Origin of the sequence: Propionimicrobium sp. BV2F7, from assembly GCF_000510445.1 — a bacterium.
Lineage (GTDB): Bacteria > Actinomycetota > Actinomycetes > Propionibacteriales > Propionibacteriaceae > Propionimicrobium > Propionimicrobium lymphophilum.
Map to the genome: position 1 here is coordinate 453,531 of NZ_AZIS01000003.1, position 18,646 is coordinate 472,176.

General features: G+C 53.1%; 13 protein-coding genes and 1 pseudogene. 3 read left to right on the plus strand and 11 right to left on the minus strand.

Features of this window, described 5'->3' with window-relative positions; all coding sequences use genetic code 11:
• Nucleotides 1-7 precede the first annotated feature (7 nt).
• The 9 genes and pseudogenes from HMPREF1255_RS10155 to HMPREF1255_RS03090 all read right to left on the minus strand — a co-directional run bounded on the left by HMPREF1255_RS10155 (nucleotide 8) and on the right by HMPREF1255_RS03090 (nucleotide 10,955).
• Nucleotides 8-508 (minus strand): annotated as a pseudogene (locus tag HMPREF1255_RS10155) (DUF4411 family protein).
• Nucleotides 508-1,119 carry an ImmA/IrrE family metallo-endopeptidase gene (locus HMPREF1255_RS09915; RefSeq protein ID WP_197016966.1) on the minus strand — a complete coding sequence of 204 codons (612 nt, stop codon included), beginning with the start codon at nucleotides 1,117-1,119 and terminating at the stop codon, nucleotides 508-510. The pseudogene HMPREF1255_RS10155 and the gene HMPREF1255_RS09915 overlap by 1 nt, the downstream one beginning before the upstream one ends.
• 72 nt (nucleotides 1,120-1,191) lie before the next feature.
• Entirely contained in the window at nucleotides 1,192-1,665 is a 474-nt protein-coding gene (locus HMPREF1255_RS09920; RefSeq protein ID WP_024110882.1) for a hypothetical protein, read from the minus strand.
• 102 nt (nucleotides 1,666-1,767) lie between these two features.
• Complete coding sequence (locus HMPREF1255_RS09795) at nucleotides 1,768-2,382, minus strand: hypothetical protein (protein ID WP_024110829.1); 615 nt, start codon at nucleotides 2,380-2,382, stop codon at nucleotides 1,768-1,770.
• A 537-nt stretch (nucleotides 2,383-2,919) separates the two neighbouring features.
• Nucleotides 2,920-3,693: a respiratory nitrate reductase subunit gamma gene (narI, locus tag HMPREF1255_RS03070; RefSeq protein ID WP_024110764.1), complete on the minus strand. Its 774-nt coding sequence runs from the start codon at nucleotides 3,691-3,693 to the stop codon at nucleotides 2,920-2,922.
• Nucleotides 3,690-4,352, minus strand: a complete 663-nt coding sequence (gene narJ, locus HMPREF1255_RS03075; RefSeq protein WP_024110730.1) for a nitrate reductase molybdenum cofactor assembly chaperone — start codon at nucleotides 4,350-4,352, stop codon at nucleotides 3,690-3,692. Before narJ ends, narI begins: the two co-directional genes overlap by 4 nt.
• On the minus strand, nucleotides 4,349-5,878 hold the full coding sequence (gene narH, locus HMPREF1255_RS03080; protein WP_024110668.1) for a nitrate reductase subunit beta: 1,530 nt from the start codon (nucleotides 5,876-5,878) through the stop codon (nucleotides 4,349-4,351). Before narH ends, narJ begins: the two co-directional genes overlap by 4 nt.
• A complete protein-coding gene (locus HMPREF1255_RS03085) occupies nucleotides 5,878-9,600 on the minus strand; it encodes a nitrate reductase subunit alpha (protein ID WP_016455881.1) in 3,723 nt (1,240 codons plus the stop codon). The genes narH and HMPREF1255_RS03085 overlap by 1 nt, the downstream gene beginning before the upstream one ends.
• A 23-nt stretch (nucleotides 9,601-9,623) precedes the next feature.
• Entirely contained in the window at nucleotides 9,624-10,955 is a 1,332-nt protein-coding gene (locus tag HMPREF1255_RS03090; RefSeq protein WP_016455880.1) for a NarK/NasA family nitrate transporter, read from the minus strand.
• Between the two features lie 303 nt (nucleotides 10,956-11,258).
• Between HMPREF1255_RS03090 and HMPREF1255_RS03095 the strand changes: the two genes are divergently transcribed.
• From HMPREF1255_RS03095 to HMPREF1255_RS03100, 3 genes are all read left to right on the plus strand, one after another.
• Entirely contained in the window at nucleotides 11,259-11,765 is a 507-nt protein-coding gene (locus HMPREF1255_RS03095; protein ID WP_024110573.1) for a molybdenum cofactor biosynthesis protein B, read from the plus strand.
• A gap of 158 nt (nucleotides 11,766-11,923) precedes the next feature.
• Nucleotides 11,924-12,064, plus strand: coding sequence for a hypothetical protein (locus HMPREF1255_RS09800; RefSeq protein ID WP_155948445.1), 141 nt, complete (start codon nucleotides 11,924-11,926; stop codon nucleotides 12,062-12,064).
• Nucleotides 12,065-12,235: 171 nt separating this feature from the next.
• On the plus strand, nucleotides 12,236-13,309 hold the full coding sequence (locus tag HMPREF1255_RS03100) for a hypothetical protein (RefSeq protein ID WP_155948447.1): 1,074 nt from the start codon (nucleotides 12,236-12,238) through the stop codon (nucleotides 13,307-13,309).
• Between the two features lie 222 nt (nucleotides 13,310-13,531).
• Here the strand turns inward: HMPREF1255_RS03100 and HMPREF1255_RS03105 are convergent, their stop codons facing one another.
• Entirely contained in the window at nucleotides 13,532-15,982 is a 2,451-nt protein-coding gene (locus HMPREF1255_RS03105; protein WP_024110828.1) for a YhgE/Pip domain-containing protein, read from the minus strand.
• Nucleotides 15,979-18,633, minus strand: coding sequence for a YhgE/Pip domain-containing protein (locus tag HMPREF1255_RS03110; RefSeq protein WP_231477443.1), 2,655 nt, complete (start codon nucleotides 18,631-18,633; stop codon nucleotides 15,979-15,981). Before HMPREF1255_RS03110 ends, HMPREF1255_RS03105 begins: the two co-directional genes overlap by 4 nt.
• Between the last annotated feature and the right edge of the window lie 13 nt (nucleotides 18,634-18,646).

Here is an 18,646-nt window from a genome sequence, read left to right on the forward strand (position 1 = left end):
TTACTTCCTAATGGAACCGAAGCCCCAGTTTCCGATAGAGATCGAACGGGCCGAAGTAACTCACGGTCATGGCATCACAGGCATCCGGAATCTTAATCTTCCTCTTCGAGTTGGGCGCCGGTTGCTCTGAAGTAACTACAAGACACTTTCTGCTATGCGCTTGAGCTACTAACAGATAGTCCGCGATGCCCATGAATTCTCTCCTTGCTGCATCTGTATAAAGCCGATCCTTGTGCATCACCCACGATGATAGCTTCGACAAGGAAGGAGCCGTGTTCTCGTCAGGTTTCATCCAGAACGAGACGGGCAACTTTGCAGCCCATTGCTGAAGATAGCCTTTTTCTCCTTAGCTTTCACCGTCGTCTAGCTCTTTTTTAACAGACGCGATCGACGCCAGGTTCCCTTTCTTGTGTTCACCTATCAGCCACGTCCAAAAAGTTGGGGCGATATCTGGGTGATAATAACGGCGAGCAGCATCGATAAATACGTTAGCGTCTAGGAGATACATCAGACACCCCTTATGTGATCAGCGTATTTATCAAACATCTGGATTCTGCTGAAAGAAAGCAGGCGAAGAGCTTCTGTCATGGAGGTATTTCCACTCTTCGTGTCGCTCACGATTGCCCGGCTTAACGTTCTGCCTATCCTGTAAGGCTGGTTGTTGTAAAAATCTCCTCCGGCACCTTTAGCTGGCTTGTTTTCAAGAATCTCCAAGATCCGAGCTTGTTCCTGCTTGTACAGCTCAGAAAAAACTTTTTTATCAACGAGACCAACGTCACGAAGCCGCAATAGAACCACCAAGGTAGAACAGAAATATCGTTTTGCGAGTCTCTCCAACTCGTCTATTAACTCGTGTTCAGAAGAAAACTCTCGTTTAAGGTCTGTAGATGGAACGGCAATTTCAGCCGCCACACCATCACACCACTTCTCAAGCTCAATATCTCTGTCTTGAAGTGGTGCTCCCCCTTGGCTAACGCCAGTTTCTCCACGCCAAACGTGAGCAAACTCGTGTAGTAGAGAAAAGACCTGGCCATTCTTCGTGTCGTTTGCATTGACGAAAACCAAGGGAGCAAATTCAGATTGGAGCGTAAAACCCCTGAACTCCTCGATATCTAGCATCCGATGAGTGTTGTTGGCGACCATAGAGTTCAGAACAACTAATCCACCCAGATCTTCAAACGTCTCAATGAGTTAAAGGCGAGCATCATCTATACTTCTAAATTGCGCACGCTTTTCTACACCATATTCGAGCGCATTGGAAATCGTGGAGGCAGCTTTTTCTACGCTAAAGTCTGCCGTACTTCCAACAAATGTGAGGCGCTCAGGCTCACCGAAATCAGCCAGATAATCCTCATACCAAGCTTGCCTTCGCTGATTAAGGTATATCGTCTCGAAAAGATCCTCGCTAGCCTCAATTGGAGCAGAGCGCCCAACTCGGAAATCAGGAATTGGCAATTTCTCGGTCGAGGGCACAGGCAAAAAGAAATAACCAAGCGGTACGCGAGTGAAGTCAGCAACTTTCTCTACCTGCGCAAAACTTGGTTTCTTTTCAAAGCTAAGCCACTTATCCCAATCAGAAAATTTCTTTCTGATCTCGTCATCAGCTCGGCCACTACGACGTTGAGCCCACGTCAGAACCGGCGCAGCCACTGCGATACCAGACACTATGCCCTCCTCTCATGCTCATCTGAAGTGAAAACCATTTTACGGTAGAAAACTTCGGTAGCAGTAAGACTCTTCGTAGATCCCTAGTCTCGGCACGATTCTTTAGCACGACCAGCTAAATAAGTCTGCGGCTGAGTAACAAGTGCAGGCACTCCGGATCTTCATCCTCAAAAACGTTGTTTGATAGGCAGTGACGGTATCGCCTTCTGCAACAGTAACGCCGCCAGGTAGATCTACCGTCCAAGCAGTTCCACTTCTAGGGGTAACGGAAACAGTGGCTTTTTCGTTACCATTCTTATCTTTTAAGGTCACATATACAGTCGACCTTACGATGCTTCCACCAACTCTTTCTCGTTGTACATTAGCGCCGGAAATAGTTGTGGCGTCATAAAAAACCTTGCCAATGGTCGGTGCCGGTAAAGTTGATTGCCGCACGGGTTGATCGATAATCTCCGGCCCAAGATCTAGTCCATCGCCCGCCTGGGTATCAGTTCCAACTTCTGGAGTGCTTTCTGGCGTCGGATTGACGCTTCGTTCGTCAGCCTGGGAGCTAATCTGTAGATCCTCGGCTTGAGCCAAAGACGGGTTCGATAGCGTGAAACCAAAAGCGCAGGCCAAGGTTACAATCAGTAACTTTCTAAGAATATGAGCTGGTTTCAGCAGCGCTCTGCCGGCAAGCGTTGCAAAAGAACCGGGCCTGTACTTAAGGTCAAGCATTAGGCCTTCCTGTCCAGCGTACTAGTTGAATCTATTCCCCTTGGAAGTACCACTACTTCATCCAGAAAACTAGCCCGTTTAGCTCAGGTAGGTGGTTACAGCTACAGGAATATAGCTAAACAAAAAAGCAGATTGGGGTGTCTTGGGTTTTTAGGTTCAGGTGACTTGAGTGTTGTCCATTGATGGCCTGCCTGTTGGTGGGAAGGATGTATTAATGGTGGAAAAGTTCAGCAAGCATATTTTCGAACAGATCGTTCGCAAGCTTGATAAGCCCGAGAGATGAAAGAATCTGGATCAACGACGGCTCAGACCCTCACCGAACTCGGGATCAGCGAAGCCACTTTGAACCGGTGACAGTCAACGTATGGGGCGATGACCAAAAACGAAGCCAAAAAACTCCAGCGTCTGCGAGAGGAGAACACGCACCTGAAGCGGCTGCCGGGTCAGGCCGAGCCGGAAAAGAAGGCGTGAAAGAACTATCAGAGAAAAACTTCTAATCCCAGCTCGCCGCCATCCCCTCGATTAAATCGGTAGTTCTTATGCTCCTTGAGAGCGAGAATCTCGATTCTGCGGACGAGTTTGCACTGGCTCCCAGCCGCGAGGCACATCCGTTGACTGAATGGATTCTTCCCGTGAACGGTACACCACGTAGGGACGCGTCGGATACATCACCGGCGCCGAAACAACATGCACCAGCCTCGTAAACGGCCAAATCGCGAACAGCAAAAATCCCGCGATAATGTGGAGCTTAAACGAGGTTGGAACCATAGCGATCAATTCCGGCTGCGGTTGGAAAGACAAAATCGAACGCAACCACGGACTAATCGTCTCCCGATAGTCATAACCACCTGGCACGCCCAGGATCTGGTTTTGCAACGTCGCCCAAAACCCTAGCCCAATCGGCAAGCACAACAGCACGTACATGAAAATGTCGTTCTTCGTAGTCGCGAACCGCACCGACTTTGTAACAAGACGCCGATACAGCAGACCAATCAGACCCACAATCGTCATAACACCCGCGGCCGCTCCACCAATCGTCGCCACAAAGTGGTAAGCATGGTTGGAAACCCCTAGCGCTTCCGTCCACGACTTCGGAATCAACAGTCCCATCACGTGTCCCAGACCTACAAACAGTATGCCGAAGTGGAACATCGGTGACGCCCACCTAAGCAAGGCAGACTCTTGTAACTGCGACGAACGCGACGTCCATCCAAATTTGTCATACCGATAACGCCACACTAGGCCCACAATCAGCATGACCAGCGCTAAATACGGGAAACCCATCCAAAAGAAAGTTTCGAACGCACTCATCTGCGTGCCCCTTCACTCAAAATCGGGAATGGAAGTGACTGCACGCCAACCAGTTCCGAAGGCGGGCCTTGCAGCACAAGTTTACGAAAGGCCTCCTGTGCTTTCTTATCTAAGGGCAGTAGAGTCATAACCAGGCCATCAACCACCGCTTGCCAAGGGCTATTTAGCGATCCAAGAGCGGAGCGGAGCACTTCGAGGCCTTCACGATGGATAGCAAGCAAATGCTCCGCAAGCTCATCACCCGTACGAGCACTGAGCTCGAGGACGGCCGGCAAATAATCTGGGAGCTCTCCCCCAGTCACCTTCCAACCCATCGCCTCAAACGCCTGCTTGAAAGCTAAAATAGCTGAGCCCCTCATGCGCGTGTCGCCCGCTAGATAGTACGACAGGTACAGGTTGCACTTACGTTTTTGGTCAAACGTGCGCACATAAAGGTCCTCAATCTCACGCAGTTCAGTGGACTGCGCCCAATCAAGAAACTCCTGAAACCGATCAGCCACACGCTCGTCAACGTTTCCAAGTTCGAGGCGGATAACACCCAGTTGCTCGTGAAAATCCTCCGGAGGATAATCCAACAACACTGACGCAATCATGTGCGCCGTGCGCTTATTGCCGGCCTCCACAGAGTTCAACGCCTCCTCGGCGCGCTGTTCACTCATCGACGCACCCCCAACGGAACAAACGTCTTCGTGCCGCCACCGGGCTGCGCCCATCCGGCGCCCCCCATGCCCGGCCCGCCCAAAGAGTCAAGCGAACAGCCCAACTCGGCCAAGCCGCGCGGCGTTTCTGCGGAGGTAGTTGGAATCACGTAACGGTCACCATACTTCGCAATCGCCAATAGCCGGTACATTTCCTCCATCTTTGCCCCCGTCATTCCAACAGCCTTCGCCCCCGTCTCGTCGGGCTCATCATTGAGATGGAGGCCGCGCATGTAAGTGCGCATCGCAGCGAGGCGGCGAAGCGATTTCTCCACCGGAGCCGTGTCGCCCGCCGTGAACAGGCCAGCTAGATATTCCAGCGGGATACGCATAGTAGCGATCGAAGTCATCAAGATCTTAGCGTCTTCACCATCTTCACCGGCCGCAGTAACCGCGTCCACCACGGGAGAAAGAGGCGGGATGTACCAAACCATTGGCATCGTGCGGTATTCCGGGTGCAGTGGTAGTGCAACTTCGTACTCGCTAATTAGTTTCCAAACCGGGGACTCTTGCGCGGCGCGAATCCACGAGTGCGGAACACCATTTGCTTCCGCCTGTGCCAACACCTCCGGGTCGAACGGATCTAACAAAAGACCACGCTGCGCCTCATACAGGTCCTTCGGATTCTCAACCGAGGCTGCCTCACCTACCCTATCCGCGTCATAAAGGAGAACGCCCAGGTAGCGAAGACGCCCCACGCAGGTTTCTGAACAAACCGTTGGCTCACCCGCCTCAAGACGCGGATAGCACAGCGTGCATTTCTCGGCCTTACCCGTGTGGTGGTTAAAGTAAACCTTCTTGTACGGGCATGCCGAAATGCACTGACGCCAGCCGCGGCACTGATCCTGATCCACCAATACAATGCCATCTTCGCTACGCTTATACATCGCACCCGAGGGGCAAGACGAAACACACGTAGGATTCAAGCAGTGCTCACAAATGCGCGGCAGGTAGAACATGAACGATTCCTCGATCTGCGTCTTCACCTGCGTTGTCATCTGCTCCAAAATCGGATCCTGATGCATTGTTTCTAGCGAGCCGCCAAGGTCGTCATCCCAGTTTGGACCCCAATTGGGGTTGTCCATTTTCTCGCCGGTAACCTGCTTGACCGGCCGAGCCGTTGGCAAATGCTTCGAATCCTTTGGAGCGCCAAGAAGTTTCTCGTACTCGTATGTCCACGGCTCGTAGTAGTCCGCTAGCGCAGGCATGTGTGGGTTAGCGAAAATTGTTGCGAGCTTATGCAACCGGCCTCCGCCCTTTGGCTTTAACTTACCCGACTTCGTTCGTTCCCAACCACCCTTGTAACGCTGCTGGTCTTCCCACTGCTTCGGGTAGCCAACACCAGGTTTCGTTTCTACATTGTTGAACCAGACGTACTCCATACCCTCACGGTTGGTCCACGCCTGCTTGCAAGTAACCGAACACGTGTGACACCCGATGCACTTATCGAGGTTCATCACCATTGCGATCTGAGCCATTACCTTCATTAGAAGTCCACCTCCGTAGTGCGGCGACGAATAAGAGTTACTTCATCGCGCTGGTTACCGGTTGGGCCAATGTAGTTAAACCCGTACGTCATCTGCGCGTGACCACCCGCCATATGAGTCGGCTTCAGCAGGATCCGCGTAAGCGAGTTGTGAATACCACCGCGGAGTCCTGACTTCTGCGAAACCGGTGTTCCCGCAACACGCTCTTGAGCATGATGCATATACACCGTTCCCTCAGGCATCCTGTGCGACACCACTGCACGAGCCGCCACGGCACCATTGCGGTTGTACGCCTCAATCCAGTCGTTGTCCTTCACACCAATCTTGTGCGCATCAGCCGGCGACATCCAGATAGTCTGCCCGCCTCGTCCAAGCGTCAGCATGTGTAGATTGTCGTAGTACTGCGAATGGATCGCCCACTTGTTGTGTGGCGTCAAGTAACGCACAGCAACCTGGGCGACGCCCTCGTCCTTGGACAGCTCTCCCACAACCGCGTCTCCATAAATCCGTGCGAGGTCAAGCGGCGGACGGTAAACAGGCAAAGATTCACCGATGTCAATAATCCAGTCGTGGTCAAGGTAGTAGTGCATGCGTCCCGTGAAGGTGTGGAACGGTTTACGATGCTCAAGGTTGATAACGAACGCCGAATATCGCCTGCCCCCATGCTCCGAACCTGACCATTCAGGTGACGTAACCACAGAGCGCGGCTGGATTGTGATCTCACGGAACGTGAGGCGCTTTTCCTCATCACCCAAAGCGAGCTGCACCAGCTCCTGGCCTGTCTGCTTCTCATACTGGCGGAATCCCTGCACAGCCATACGCCCGTTAGTGGTTCCCGACATCTGCATGACAGCATCTGCGGCCTTGATCGGCGTATCCAAGAGAGGACGCCCCGCGCCAACCCCGCTCGTTGCGGTTCCGTTCATACGTCGCAGAACATCTACTTCCTCATCGGGCTTCAACGTTATGCCCTTTATCGGCAAGCCAAGTTTTTCAACGTTCGGGCCAAGCGTGGTGAACTTCTCATAGATCTGCGTGTAATCACGCTCCACCGGCACGAACTTCGGCAGTGTCTTGCCCGGAATTAGCTCGCGTTCCTCCAACGGCTCAACGATGCCATGCGGTAGCGCAAGCTCGTCAGGCGAATCATGCGCGATTGGAGCCATCACCACATCGTTTTGTGTCTTGAGGTGCGTCTTAGCCATCTCTGATACGAGATAGGCAAGATCCCTGAACAGATCAAAGTCCGAACGAGCCTCCCACGGCGGCTCTACCGCCTTATTGAACGAGTGCAAGAACGGATGCATATCCGTAGACGAAACGTCGTACTTCTCGTACCACGTTGCCGCCGGCAAAACAATATCCGAAAACAGTGTTGTAGAGGTATTGCGGAAATCCGCGGTGAACATGAGGTCAAGCTTGCCGATTCCCGGATTATCACGCCATTTCATCAGCTTCGGACGCTTACCCTCGGCAAGCTCCTGTGCTGATACTGCGTTATCCGCACCGATCATGTGACGCGCAAAATACTCCGCACCCTTCGCGGACGAACCAAGCAGATTCGTTCTCCAATTTGCAAGAATCCGCGTGAAGTTGCGCGGATTATCCGGATCCGTACACGCAAAGTTCAACCGGCCGGCCTTGAGTTCTTGCACCACATATTCGCCCGGAGCCATTCCGGCCTCGTTCGCGCTTCTACCAATCTCAATGGAAGACCTGTCAAACTGCGGGTAAGACGGCATCCAACCACGCTGTGATGCTTCCACGAGCGTGTCCGCGTTCGTGAGCCCCTTCCAGTCCGCGAGCGGCGAGCCAACTTGACCCGCAAGAGAGCCGTCGTAACGCCACTGATCCGTTAACAGGTACCAGAATCCGGTTGAGATCATTTGGCGAGGAGGACGCGACCAGTCAAGGCCCATCGCATACTGCTGCCAGCCTGCAATTGGGCGAACCTTTTCTTGGCCCACGTAATGCGCCCAGCCCCCGCCATTAACGCCCTGAGTTCCACACATGGATGTGAGGGCGAGGAAAGTGCGGTAAATCGTGTCAGAGTGGAAGAAATGGTTTGTGCCCGCGCCCATCACGATCATGGATCGCCCCTGGGAGTCGATCGCGTTTTGCGCGAACTCTCGGGCAACGCGGATGACGGCGTTCATGGGAACACCCGTGTGTTCTTCCTGCCATGCGGGAGTTCCGGGAGTTGAGGCATCCTCGTAATCTGCTGGCCACTGCCCAGGCAGGCCCTCCCTCTTCACCGCATATTCTGCCAGGAGCAGGTCATAAACCGTGGTTACAAGGTCCTCGCCCACCTTGAACGCAGGCACCCCGCGGCGAACCAACCCCGCTCCGATTGCCATAGTTTCAGATTGCGCTGCGGGAATGTCGAAACGGGGAAGAACAATCTCCACACCCTCAGCGTCGCTTCTGTTCAACGCAGACATTGCCGGTTTCACACCGTCGAGCGCGAGGTTCCACTTTCCGTCCTCACCACCCCAACGATCTGCAACTGTGCCACCCGGATCCTTAATCGTGCCGTCCTCGTCAAGCACCAAAGCGCGATGCTCCGGGTGCGGCCTACTGCTCAAATCACCAGCGATATCGTTTGGCAAATCAGAAGCCGTTAGGAACTTCCCTGGTACCAGCCCCTGCTTAGTTTGTTGCAGTTTCACCAAAAACGGCGAATCCGTGTAGCGCTTCATGTAATTCAAGAAGAACGGCTCTTGCCGCTTAACGTGAAACTCTGAAAGAATCACGTGTCCCATCGCCTGCGCGAGAGCACCATCCGTGCCCGGATTTACGCGTAGCCACTCGTCGCCGAACTTCGTATTGTCAGCGTAGTCAGGAGAAATAGCCACCACTTTCTGACCGTGGTACCGCGCCTCCGTCATGAAGTGCGCGTCGGGCGTGCGAGTAAGGGGAATGTTTGAGCCCCACATGATCAGGTACTTCGCGTTGAACCAATCTCCGGCCTCGGGCACGTCCGTCTGGTCTCCAAACACCTGCGGCGAAGCGGCTGGAAGATCTGCATACCAGTCGTAGAACGACAACATCACACCGCCGAGCAACTCGTAAAAACGCGAACCTGCAGCATACGAAATCATTGACATTGCGGGAATAACGGAGAACCCCGCCATGCGATCCGGACCGTACTCCTTAATCGTGTACACGTGCGCTGCCGCGAGGATCTCGTTTACCTCGTCCCATCCCACGCGAACCATGCCGCCTTTGCCGCGCTGCGACTTGTAAGCCTTCGCTTTCTCGTCGTCCTCAACAATCGCTCCCCACGCCTCAACTGGATCCTTACCCGAAGCACGTTGCTCGCGATACATGTCCAGCAGAACGCCGCGAATATGCGGGTAACGAATACGCGTTGGCGAATACTCATACCAAGAGAACGCCGCGCCGCGAGGGCAGCCGCGCGGCTCATACTCGGGCATGTCCGGGCCGGTAGACGGGTAGTCTACTGCCTGTGACTCCCAAGTGATCACGCCGTCCTTCACATAGATCTTCCACGAACACGAGCCCGTGCAGTTCACGCCGTGTGTTGAACGCACAACCTTGTCATAGGCCCAACGTTGGCGGTAAAACGAGTCCGCGTCACGGCCTCCTTCCAGGAAAATTTGGCGCGCGTCACCTGAAACTTCACCGCGGCGTAACCTTGAGCCGAGCGCGAAAACGCCGGAAGCAGATTCGCGATAGCCCTGCTTAGTCGAATCAGTCATGATTTCCTCCAAATCGGGGCCGTTTAACCTGGGAACGGCGCGTTTTTGCGTGCGTAACGCATCCAACAAATCGCGGAACAAATGATGCAGTAGATGGCCGCACCGAAGAAGAACGTTGCGGCCGCCATCATCGACAGGCAAACGCCTACGAGGAATGGGCCAAGCGCTGCCACTGCTGCTGTGAAGCCAATCGCACCGCCCGCCTGGCGTTTGGGCATGATCATCGGCATCTGCTTGAACGTGCCCGCATTACCGACACCGGCAAAGAAGAACATGATCAACATGGCCCACAAGAAGCCTTTAAAATCAGCGTTCGATCCGGGATTTACGACGAAATATCCCGAAATCAGTAGGGTCACAGCCATTCCGACGCCCGAAACGAATGTCCAAATGCCACCACCAAAGCGGTCACACAGCGGCCCCCACGCCACGCGCACCAACGAACCGATCAGCGGGCCGAGGAATGCATATGTTGCACCCTGCACTGCGAGCCCCAATGCGGATTGAGCACCGTAATTGTTATTGATTAGGAGGCCGAACTGAGCGGATGCACCCGAAAAAATGCCAAACGTCATTACATAAAGGAGCGTCATGTACCACGTGTTCGGGTTCGAGAAAATGTCTAGCTGTTCACGAATGTTTGCTTTTACGGGCACGTCCTTCAACATCGCGAAAGACAAGATTGCAGCGAGTATCGCCCAAGGAACAAAGAAAATTGCGGGATTTGAAACCCAAATCGGGTTATCCGCCGAATCAGTTTGCGGCGCGATCCACGTCATTCCGAACAACGCCGAGCCCATGAGGGCGGGAGCGGCGAGCTGGATGATGGACATGCCCAGGTTACCGATACCCGCTTGTAAGTTGAGAGCGGTGCCAGCCAAGCGCTTCGGGAAGAAGTAACCGGTTGAAGGCATGTAACCAGAGAAGGAACCGCCACCAATACCGCACATGAACGATAAAACTAGTAGCCACCAAAACGGCGTAGAGACGTCTTGGACGGCAAAGAACCAGCCGAACATCGGGATAGTGAACAGCAACGACGAAACACCTACAAGCTTGCGCGTACCAATCATGGGCGGCAAAAACGTGTAGATGAGGCGGATTAGGCCGCCCGAAAGGCCCGGCATTGCGGCGAGCCAGTACAGCTGCGCGGGAGTTAGCTGGAATCCAATCTCGTTTAGTTTTGGAGCGAGCGCCGATACGAGGAACCATACGCTAAACGCGAGAACCATCGAATATGTGGAGATCACGAGTGTTGTCCACGCAATCTTTGAGCTCCACTGATCTGGATTTTCTGGATTCCAGTTTTTTAATACGCGCCCGGATGCGTCCAGTTGTTTAATTTCGTCAGCCATTTTCGCCCCTCACTGGAATATGCGTACTCCCAATTGGAAAGTAGCAAGATTGTAGACGCTTAGAAGGCAAACTTAGGAGCATGGCTACAGACCACTCACAAACCGCATGAACACGGTATTTTGCAGTCTGGCACCTTTGCCGAAAGTGAGCCTAACACCAAACCTACACGATACAATTAGAAAAAGAGTGGTCTACACGATCCAATTAGAAAAGGATTGCTGCGCTAAAACGGAAAATACTTGGCCAAAAGAGTGTGCTGTGATTTTTCAATAAAACTCCGCTATTAAAAAAAGGGGCACGATATGACTGAACCTGAACTCTCAAACATTAAGGCCGCCGTCGTTACCGTGGATTCGCGCGTAGTGTCTGGCACGAAGCCGCCAAAGGGCGCGCAAACCGCTGTCTCCATATTACGTGAGGCTGGGATCAGCGTTGTTCGAGAGGTCGTTATCGACGATCTGGCAGCTCCTTTACGCGGCGAGTTCGACCGCGCCCTGGAGGCTGGAGCCCGCTTAATCATCACTATAGGTTCGACGGGGGTTTCTGCACGCAACATAGTTCCAGAAACCACCATGGCGGTATGCGACGTTGAACTTCCCGGAATTGCAGAGCAGATTCGCCAAGAAGGCCTAAAGAACATGCCTCTTGCTGTGCTTTCACGCGCCGTAGTTGGAGTTACATCCAGAACCTCGCGGGGAGCAGTTATCGCTAATTGTCCGTCATCCTCGGGCGGCGTTAAAGACACACTGGCAGTCCTGCTCCCGCTACTGCGTTACATTTACGAACAATTAAACCAGACGGAAGCCTAAACGCACAGCCATGCCTTCCGCATTGGCTGGGATATCCACATCCCTGCAGCACCAGTTCACAACAGCAACATGCGCGGCGGTAGCCGTTGCAAATCCACGCCGAACACAGACGTCTTGAGCGGCTGAAAGATCTCGTAGTGCGCGAAGGCAATAACAACATGAAGATATTGCGGCCACGCCTGCGGCTAGGCCCGCGAGCGGCCACCATGGGGAAGATCTTCAAGCATCAGCTCCACGTCTTTGCACACCGCCAGCTCGCATGGGGCTACAACAAATATCCTGCCATCAAACCCGGCTGATCTATCTCATCTAGAACGATCTCGATGAGGTGATAGTTGCCGATTCTATAGTGGGGTTTTTATACTCCCCCGAAGCACTTAACACTCCCTCCCGCGAAGATGATAACTGTGCTTGGATGAACCGTGAAATCAGGCCAAGCACACGCGCACCTACCTAACATGGCTGTGACGATGGAAAGCGGTTTCAAAATTCTCTTTGACTCTATTGTCAATTTAAAATGGCGCCGGAAAGATTCTTCTAAGATTGGCACCAACACGCGCATAATAACCAAAACTTCCGCTGGATCACGCCCTACGGGGAAAAGTGGAGACCAGGGGGCACGTGTCGAACTTATCGCCACCGACACCCACCTTGTTGCTGGGCGAGTTGTCGAGCGTGTTGATCGTGCCAACGATGCGTTTTCATCTCTTGTCAGTGTACGCGCAATGGGTACTGGTGTTGAACAACATCTTATTGGCTTCGACGCGGAGTTTGTTTGTACTTGTGGTCATGATTCGGAGTCTGACCACGACCCGACAAAATGTCGTCGCGAAATTTTGTCCTACCAGTTTTCGACGCCTCTGCTGGTCGACTCCTCAAAAATGGCTGAAATCATTGTTTTCCCGCTGATAGGACAGCGCATAGAGCTAAAAGACGCCCTTTTTGTTGTCACCCTTTTGTGTGGCTTAGACAGTCTCAGTGCCGAGGCCTGGAATGACCGTTATTGTGCGGTGTCTAAATCTGGTTATTGGGATGGTGACTGGTGTCTGGGCACGGATGGCAAGCCTCTGAAAGATGATTCTCTATCTATTGCGCGCCAGAGGTATTTATACAAAAACTATGGCGTAAACCTTACGCTTGCTGGCCACTACCTCAACGCTGATCTAACAGCCTTTAGAGAGCCGTATGCGATGGACGGCTACGACACAAAATGGGTTGATGTAAGGCGGCGTGTCATTAGCGCTGGTGGTGGTCTCATATCTATGAAACCGGTACGTGTTAAGCGCTACAGCCGTAACCAACATTGGGTGTCGCCGTTTTCTATTACGGTGCGTGACACTATGACACACGCTCCGACAGGTTTTCACTCTCTCGATTTTCTTGGTGATGCCTGTGGTGTGGCGAAGCTGGACGTTTCTAAGACAGTTAAGAGCAGGATGGACAAGCTACTTTGGCAATCTGGACGCTACTGTCCTGGGTGGCAACTCTTATTTCAGCGGCACGCCGCAAAGGTCAGCGCCCCATGCCCTATGATCCGGCACTGACTTTTAAGAAGGTTCCTTCGGTGTCTTCGTCCTTGGGGGCAGACTCTGCCAATAACGTTGAGGACTTTGACCAAAGCACCCGCCAAGCCAAAGAAAACCTGCCTAGCTGATTGTGCCGGGGAGCGTAGGTATTAAGCGGGACAAAAGATCGGTTCCTGTAAAACTTGCCCACTCCACCATTATGCACGGGAATAAGTTTTATCCGAGTCGGCTAGGCGGGCGTTAAATCCGAAAAAGACGTTGTCTTTTTCGGATTTTGGGCAGGAGGAAAAACTTATTCCCGTGCTGGACGGAGTGGGAGGTGCCCGGTGTGCGCCTGGCTACATGACTTTCGTTTTTTCGTACCTCTTTGGCAATATCGTGGATCCGCCCGGCAATCGTATGCCGTAATACCAGACCGAGCACTAAGTTCGGAATCACAAACACCAGGATCATCACCAGGTTATAGGCAAAGTCCCCTGCATAAATCCCGGCGATAGCTGAACGCATCAAATTAATAGCATAGGTGGCGGGCAGCCAGGGACTGATGTTTTGGAACCATTGCGGCAACAGTTCCAACGGATAAGCTCCACCAGCGGCAGAAATCTGTACCACCAGTAACAACACTGCTAAGGCTTTACCCGCATTAGCCAGTGCCATCACCAGCGTATAAACGATAACGGTAAAGACGGTGGAAATAACCCAGCCTGCCAAAATCAGCAGGAAGGGATGGGCTGGTTCAATCTCCACAAACACAATCAGCCCGACCATCAGCAATGTGGATTGTGCCATCCCAATTACCCAGAACATAAAGTAACGCCCCAGATATTCTTGCGCCCCGGTAAATATAGACTTTTTTTCTGCGGCTTTCGCGGCTGTTTTCGCATCGGGAGTAGGTGCGGTTTCACTTGCCTTCGTTTCCGCCCCTTCCGACCGGGACAATTCCTCTGCATTCGCATCCGCACCGGCGACTGCATCAGGATCTTTCCGGACTCCCCTGCTGGCCAGATAGCGTTTAGCCACATTCTCAGAAACATCAGTGCGCAGGAAAACCCCCGCCAGGAGCGCCCCCACCCATAGAGCGATAACGGTGAAAAGCGGAGTCATCCCCACCCCAAAGGTGGCGACTGGGAACACCGCATTGCGTTTTACCGCTATCGGGGAAGAAATTAGTAGGGCAAAATCTTTGGGGTCAGCTCCTAACGTGGTGACGATTTTTTTCAAGTCCCCTTGCGACTGGGCAGACGAAATCTGTTCCCGAGCCTGATCCAAGCGGCGGGCTCCCTCACGCATCTTTGTCGCGGTATTGTCCAGGCTCTTTTGAGCCCGACGCATACTCGCTATCATCCCGCCCGCACTTTCCGACAGATCGGTTTGCACCGCCTGCAGATAGGAGCGGAAAATCTCCACATTTTTTCCGGCAGAATCCAGGTTCTTACGCAGGCTCTCAATTCTTGGCTGTAAGTTTTTCTCAAAATTGGATCGAGCGGTGGCAATAGCCTGTTGCGCGTCTGCTATGGCTTGGCGGGCTTTCTTTCTCAGGTCAGAATCGAGGGTTACTCCCCTGCGTAGGTCAGATGCAATACTGCCCAGTCGCTCGGACAAGGTTTGTTGGCGAGCTATCGCCGCGTCCAGCTCGGACAGCAATCGGTCAACGGCTGGATCCTTCCCTTCTAAATCCGCCCCGTCCGGTCCCAGTGCCTGCTCGAGTGCGTCCCGTGTTTGTTGGAAGCCAGCGATTTGTTTATCCAACAAAGTTTTCAGCTCTTCGACTGTGGCCGCACTGCTCTGGCTGGTGCTATTGGCCGAATTCAGCAACTTGTCTAACTGCTTTTGCAGATCGGAGATATTGCCTTCTGCCAGTCTCACAGCATCGTCGAGCCTAGAGGATACGGATGCGAAGGGATTGGTTGTTCCGCCGGCACCTTTTTTCCCGGAATCAAATGTGGAGTCAACAGCCTCCTCAAAGGAATCCTGCACCCCTGCAGCCAGCTGTTTTGCTCCGGTGGCGAGTGGCACCGCCGAACCTATCAAGGTAGACAGAGAACTAACGGTGTTCGCCCCGGAATTCAGTTCTGCAGAGAGGGTTTGGAGGTGGTTGCTCAGCCGATCCAGAGCTGCCTGAGTATCAGCATGCTCTAGATAAGAGGACACGTCCTCAGCGATAGCCACGGCGGCTTCTGCCAAGGTTTGCGAAAACACCGTGTTGATCTGCGCGGTGACTCCCTGGGCGCCTTGCCTGGTGAGATTGGCTGAGAGCGGGTTCTTCTTTTCATTGGTGTGCAGCGTGATATTTGCCGGGGCTGCTCCGCCGGCATAGAAGGTAAACATGGACTTTGAAAAATCCGCCGGTAACACAATTGTCGCGTAATATTCCCCCGAGCGCGCACCCTCCAAAGCCTGATCTTTACTGGTTATTACCCAATCAAACTGGTCGTTTACTGCCAGTTCCTTAAGTACCGTGTTCCCCACATTTACTTTGACGTTCAGTATTTTGCTGGTGTAACCGTCGTCGGTGTTAGCCACAGCAATCTTCAGCCGTCCCGAATTTGAGAAGGGATCCCAAGTAGCCAACACGTTGAACCAGGTGAAGAACATGGGCAAGACAATCAACAGGACCAGGGAAATCCGAACCATAATGCTGCTGCGAATCTGACGGAAATCGTCTCGGATGATGAAAAGTACTTCGTTCATCGCGTCTCCTCGCTGGTTGCGGAGGCATCGGATTCGCCAGCCGACTGCTCAGAACTATCATCCGCAGCGTCTACCCGCACAGACGCGCTAATGAGGCGACGTTTACTGCGACTGCGGTAATGTTCGCTGCTCAGGTTCTCCGACCGATTTGCGGTTTTTATAGCATTCGCGTCTCGCTGGCGAGCTAGGCTCTCGAAAAGTTCATCTTCCGTCAGATGCGACAGTCCCTCGGCTCGTTCGATTGAGCTCTTTAGTACAGCTACGCCAACCAGAATCCCCATGATGGCCACTCCCCAAACCGCTACTAATCCCAGGAGCACGGTTTTACTGGCGGAGGTGAGCCAGGAAATCATCCCGAGCACAACCAGTCCCAAAATCCCCACGCTACTCAGTCCCTTAATCAAAGCGGGATAGCGGGCATTGAACTCTTCTTGACGTCGCCGGATACGGGTGGAAAATTCTTTCCGGTTCGCCAGCAGCGCAATGATGTTACTCAAGCGGTAACCCCGACTTTGTAGCTGAACGTCTTCATTCACGACCAGTTCAGTGCGAGCCAAATCATCGTAGAACAGCTGGGTGAAGTAACCGAAACGACGCCTCCCCACAAACCCTAGAAGGAACATGGTGACGCTCATGAGCAATAGAACCGCCATAACATGCCAGAACCGCCCGTGATAGAACCCGCCGATAGTTTCTCGGATCGCGTCGATGCCGTAAGAAAACGGGAGCATCGGGGAAAGCTGGCGGAAGAATCTGGGCATGAGCTCGATCGGATAGATGCCCGAGGCACCGGGAATCTGCAACACCACCAGCAAGATTGCCAGGGCTCGTCCCACGTGACTGAACGCGGCTGCTAAAGCATAGATAATTGCCAAATAACACGGGCCGATCAGCATGGAGGTAGCAATGAAAGCGGGAGCGTTGGCGGCTTTCACTCCCAGCAGCAAACTGCCTACGCTGACAATTAACCCCTGCCCTATGGACAGCACCCCGGAGAGCATGAAGCGCCCCAGATAAGCCGAGCGCAAACTCAACCAGTCAAAGCCTTCTTTATCGACTTCTACCCGGAAAATTATGACCAGGATGAGCGCACCAATCCACAGGGACAGATTGAGGAACATGGCCGCCATTCCCGAACCATATGAGTTGATGGGAAAGAGGGGCTTCTGGTCGAATTTTACTGGTGAGGTTAAGTAGCGTCCGATATTGGTCGGATCGAGCCCAATGACTGTTTTCAAAGTTCCCGTCCGGAGCGCGGTAGCCAGAGTGTCCACATCGGTTTGCGCCCCGCTAGTCGTATCGGACAGCAGGTTCAGGTTGTCCTGCACCTGATCAAGCACCTTTTGGGTGTCCCCAATCTGGTCATCGATTCCGCGGGTAAGCGTAGAAATTTCTTTAAGGGAAATCCGCGCGGTACTCACCGCGGAGTTGATGGCTCCCAGCTGCGCCGACAGTTGCGTCACCTGGGAGTTTAACTGAGATGCGGTTCGAGTGGACTGTTCCCGCAGACCAGTGGCGCCGTGTTGCGCGTCCGTCAGAGCCTGATTAAAGGATTTCATCAGTGCCTGCAAATCCTTGCTAGCCTTGGTGGCATCCGCCCCGGTTTTCCCGACCTTGTCGAGCAAATCCTGCATCTCGTTCAGCTGAGATTTCAACTTTGCAGCGAGCTTTTGTGTCTGCGGGAATCTTTCTAAAATCGCAATCTGCTCACGCATTTTCTCTATCGAGGTATTAGCTCTTTTAATTCCGGATTGCAGCTGCGAGTCTATTTCGGTAAGTTTATTTGTCGCATTGGAGACCGCCGAATCCGCCGCCGCCGAGGATTCATTGAGTGCTTTTTGGGCGTTAATACTGGCTTGTCCCGCCTGAGCAGCAAACTCGGAAGCATCAGAGACGACCGTCCCTAAAATTCCTTGCGCATCACTTAAAGCCGCGGAAACATCAGCCAATGCCGGGTCAGCTGTAGCCAGCGTAGCCCGGACTTTTTTCATAGTCTGTAAGGAAGCCGTCAAAGACGCACTGGCGGAATCCAAGGTGCCTTGCGCATCGACCAGATCCCGGTTAATACCGCTCAAGGCGTCTAAAGCACTGCCCTCAGCACCAGCAATATTTGCGTCGATCTCTAGGGCACCGTCGCGCAAAGCTTGCGCAATGGCCTCGCCTACCTTGCCCCGGAAAGTTGAGGTGATTTGAATATCGAGTTCATTTGCTCCCGCACCGGTAATTTTGGGGGCAATGGCGCCTTTCTTTTCATTCACGTTGTATTCGATGGTCGGCTGATGGAGCTGGCCGCTGAAAATATCAACTAAATCTTTACTAAAGGTATTAGGGATGACAAAAGTCGCATAAACTTCCCCGGTTCTGATTTTGTGATTGGCTGTGGCTTGATCAGTAAACTGCCAGCCCAGCTGCTTATTCTCTGACAATTTGTCGACTACCAGGTTGCCAACATTTAGCTGACCAGTTAGTGCTGATTCCGTTCCCACATCGTTGTTCACTACCGCTATGGGTAGGTTTTCCGTCGCGTTGTAGGGGTTCCAAAAGGCCAAAATATTCAGCCAAGAGTACAGGGCTGGGGTGACCAAGATACCGATGACCATAATCAGGGATCGCGGGACCGCAAAAATCCGCTTTACGTCACGAGCAAACACCCGGCAGCCATCT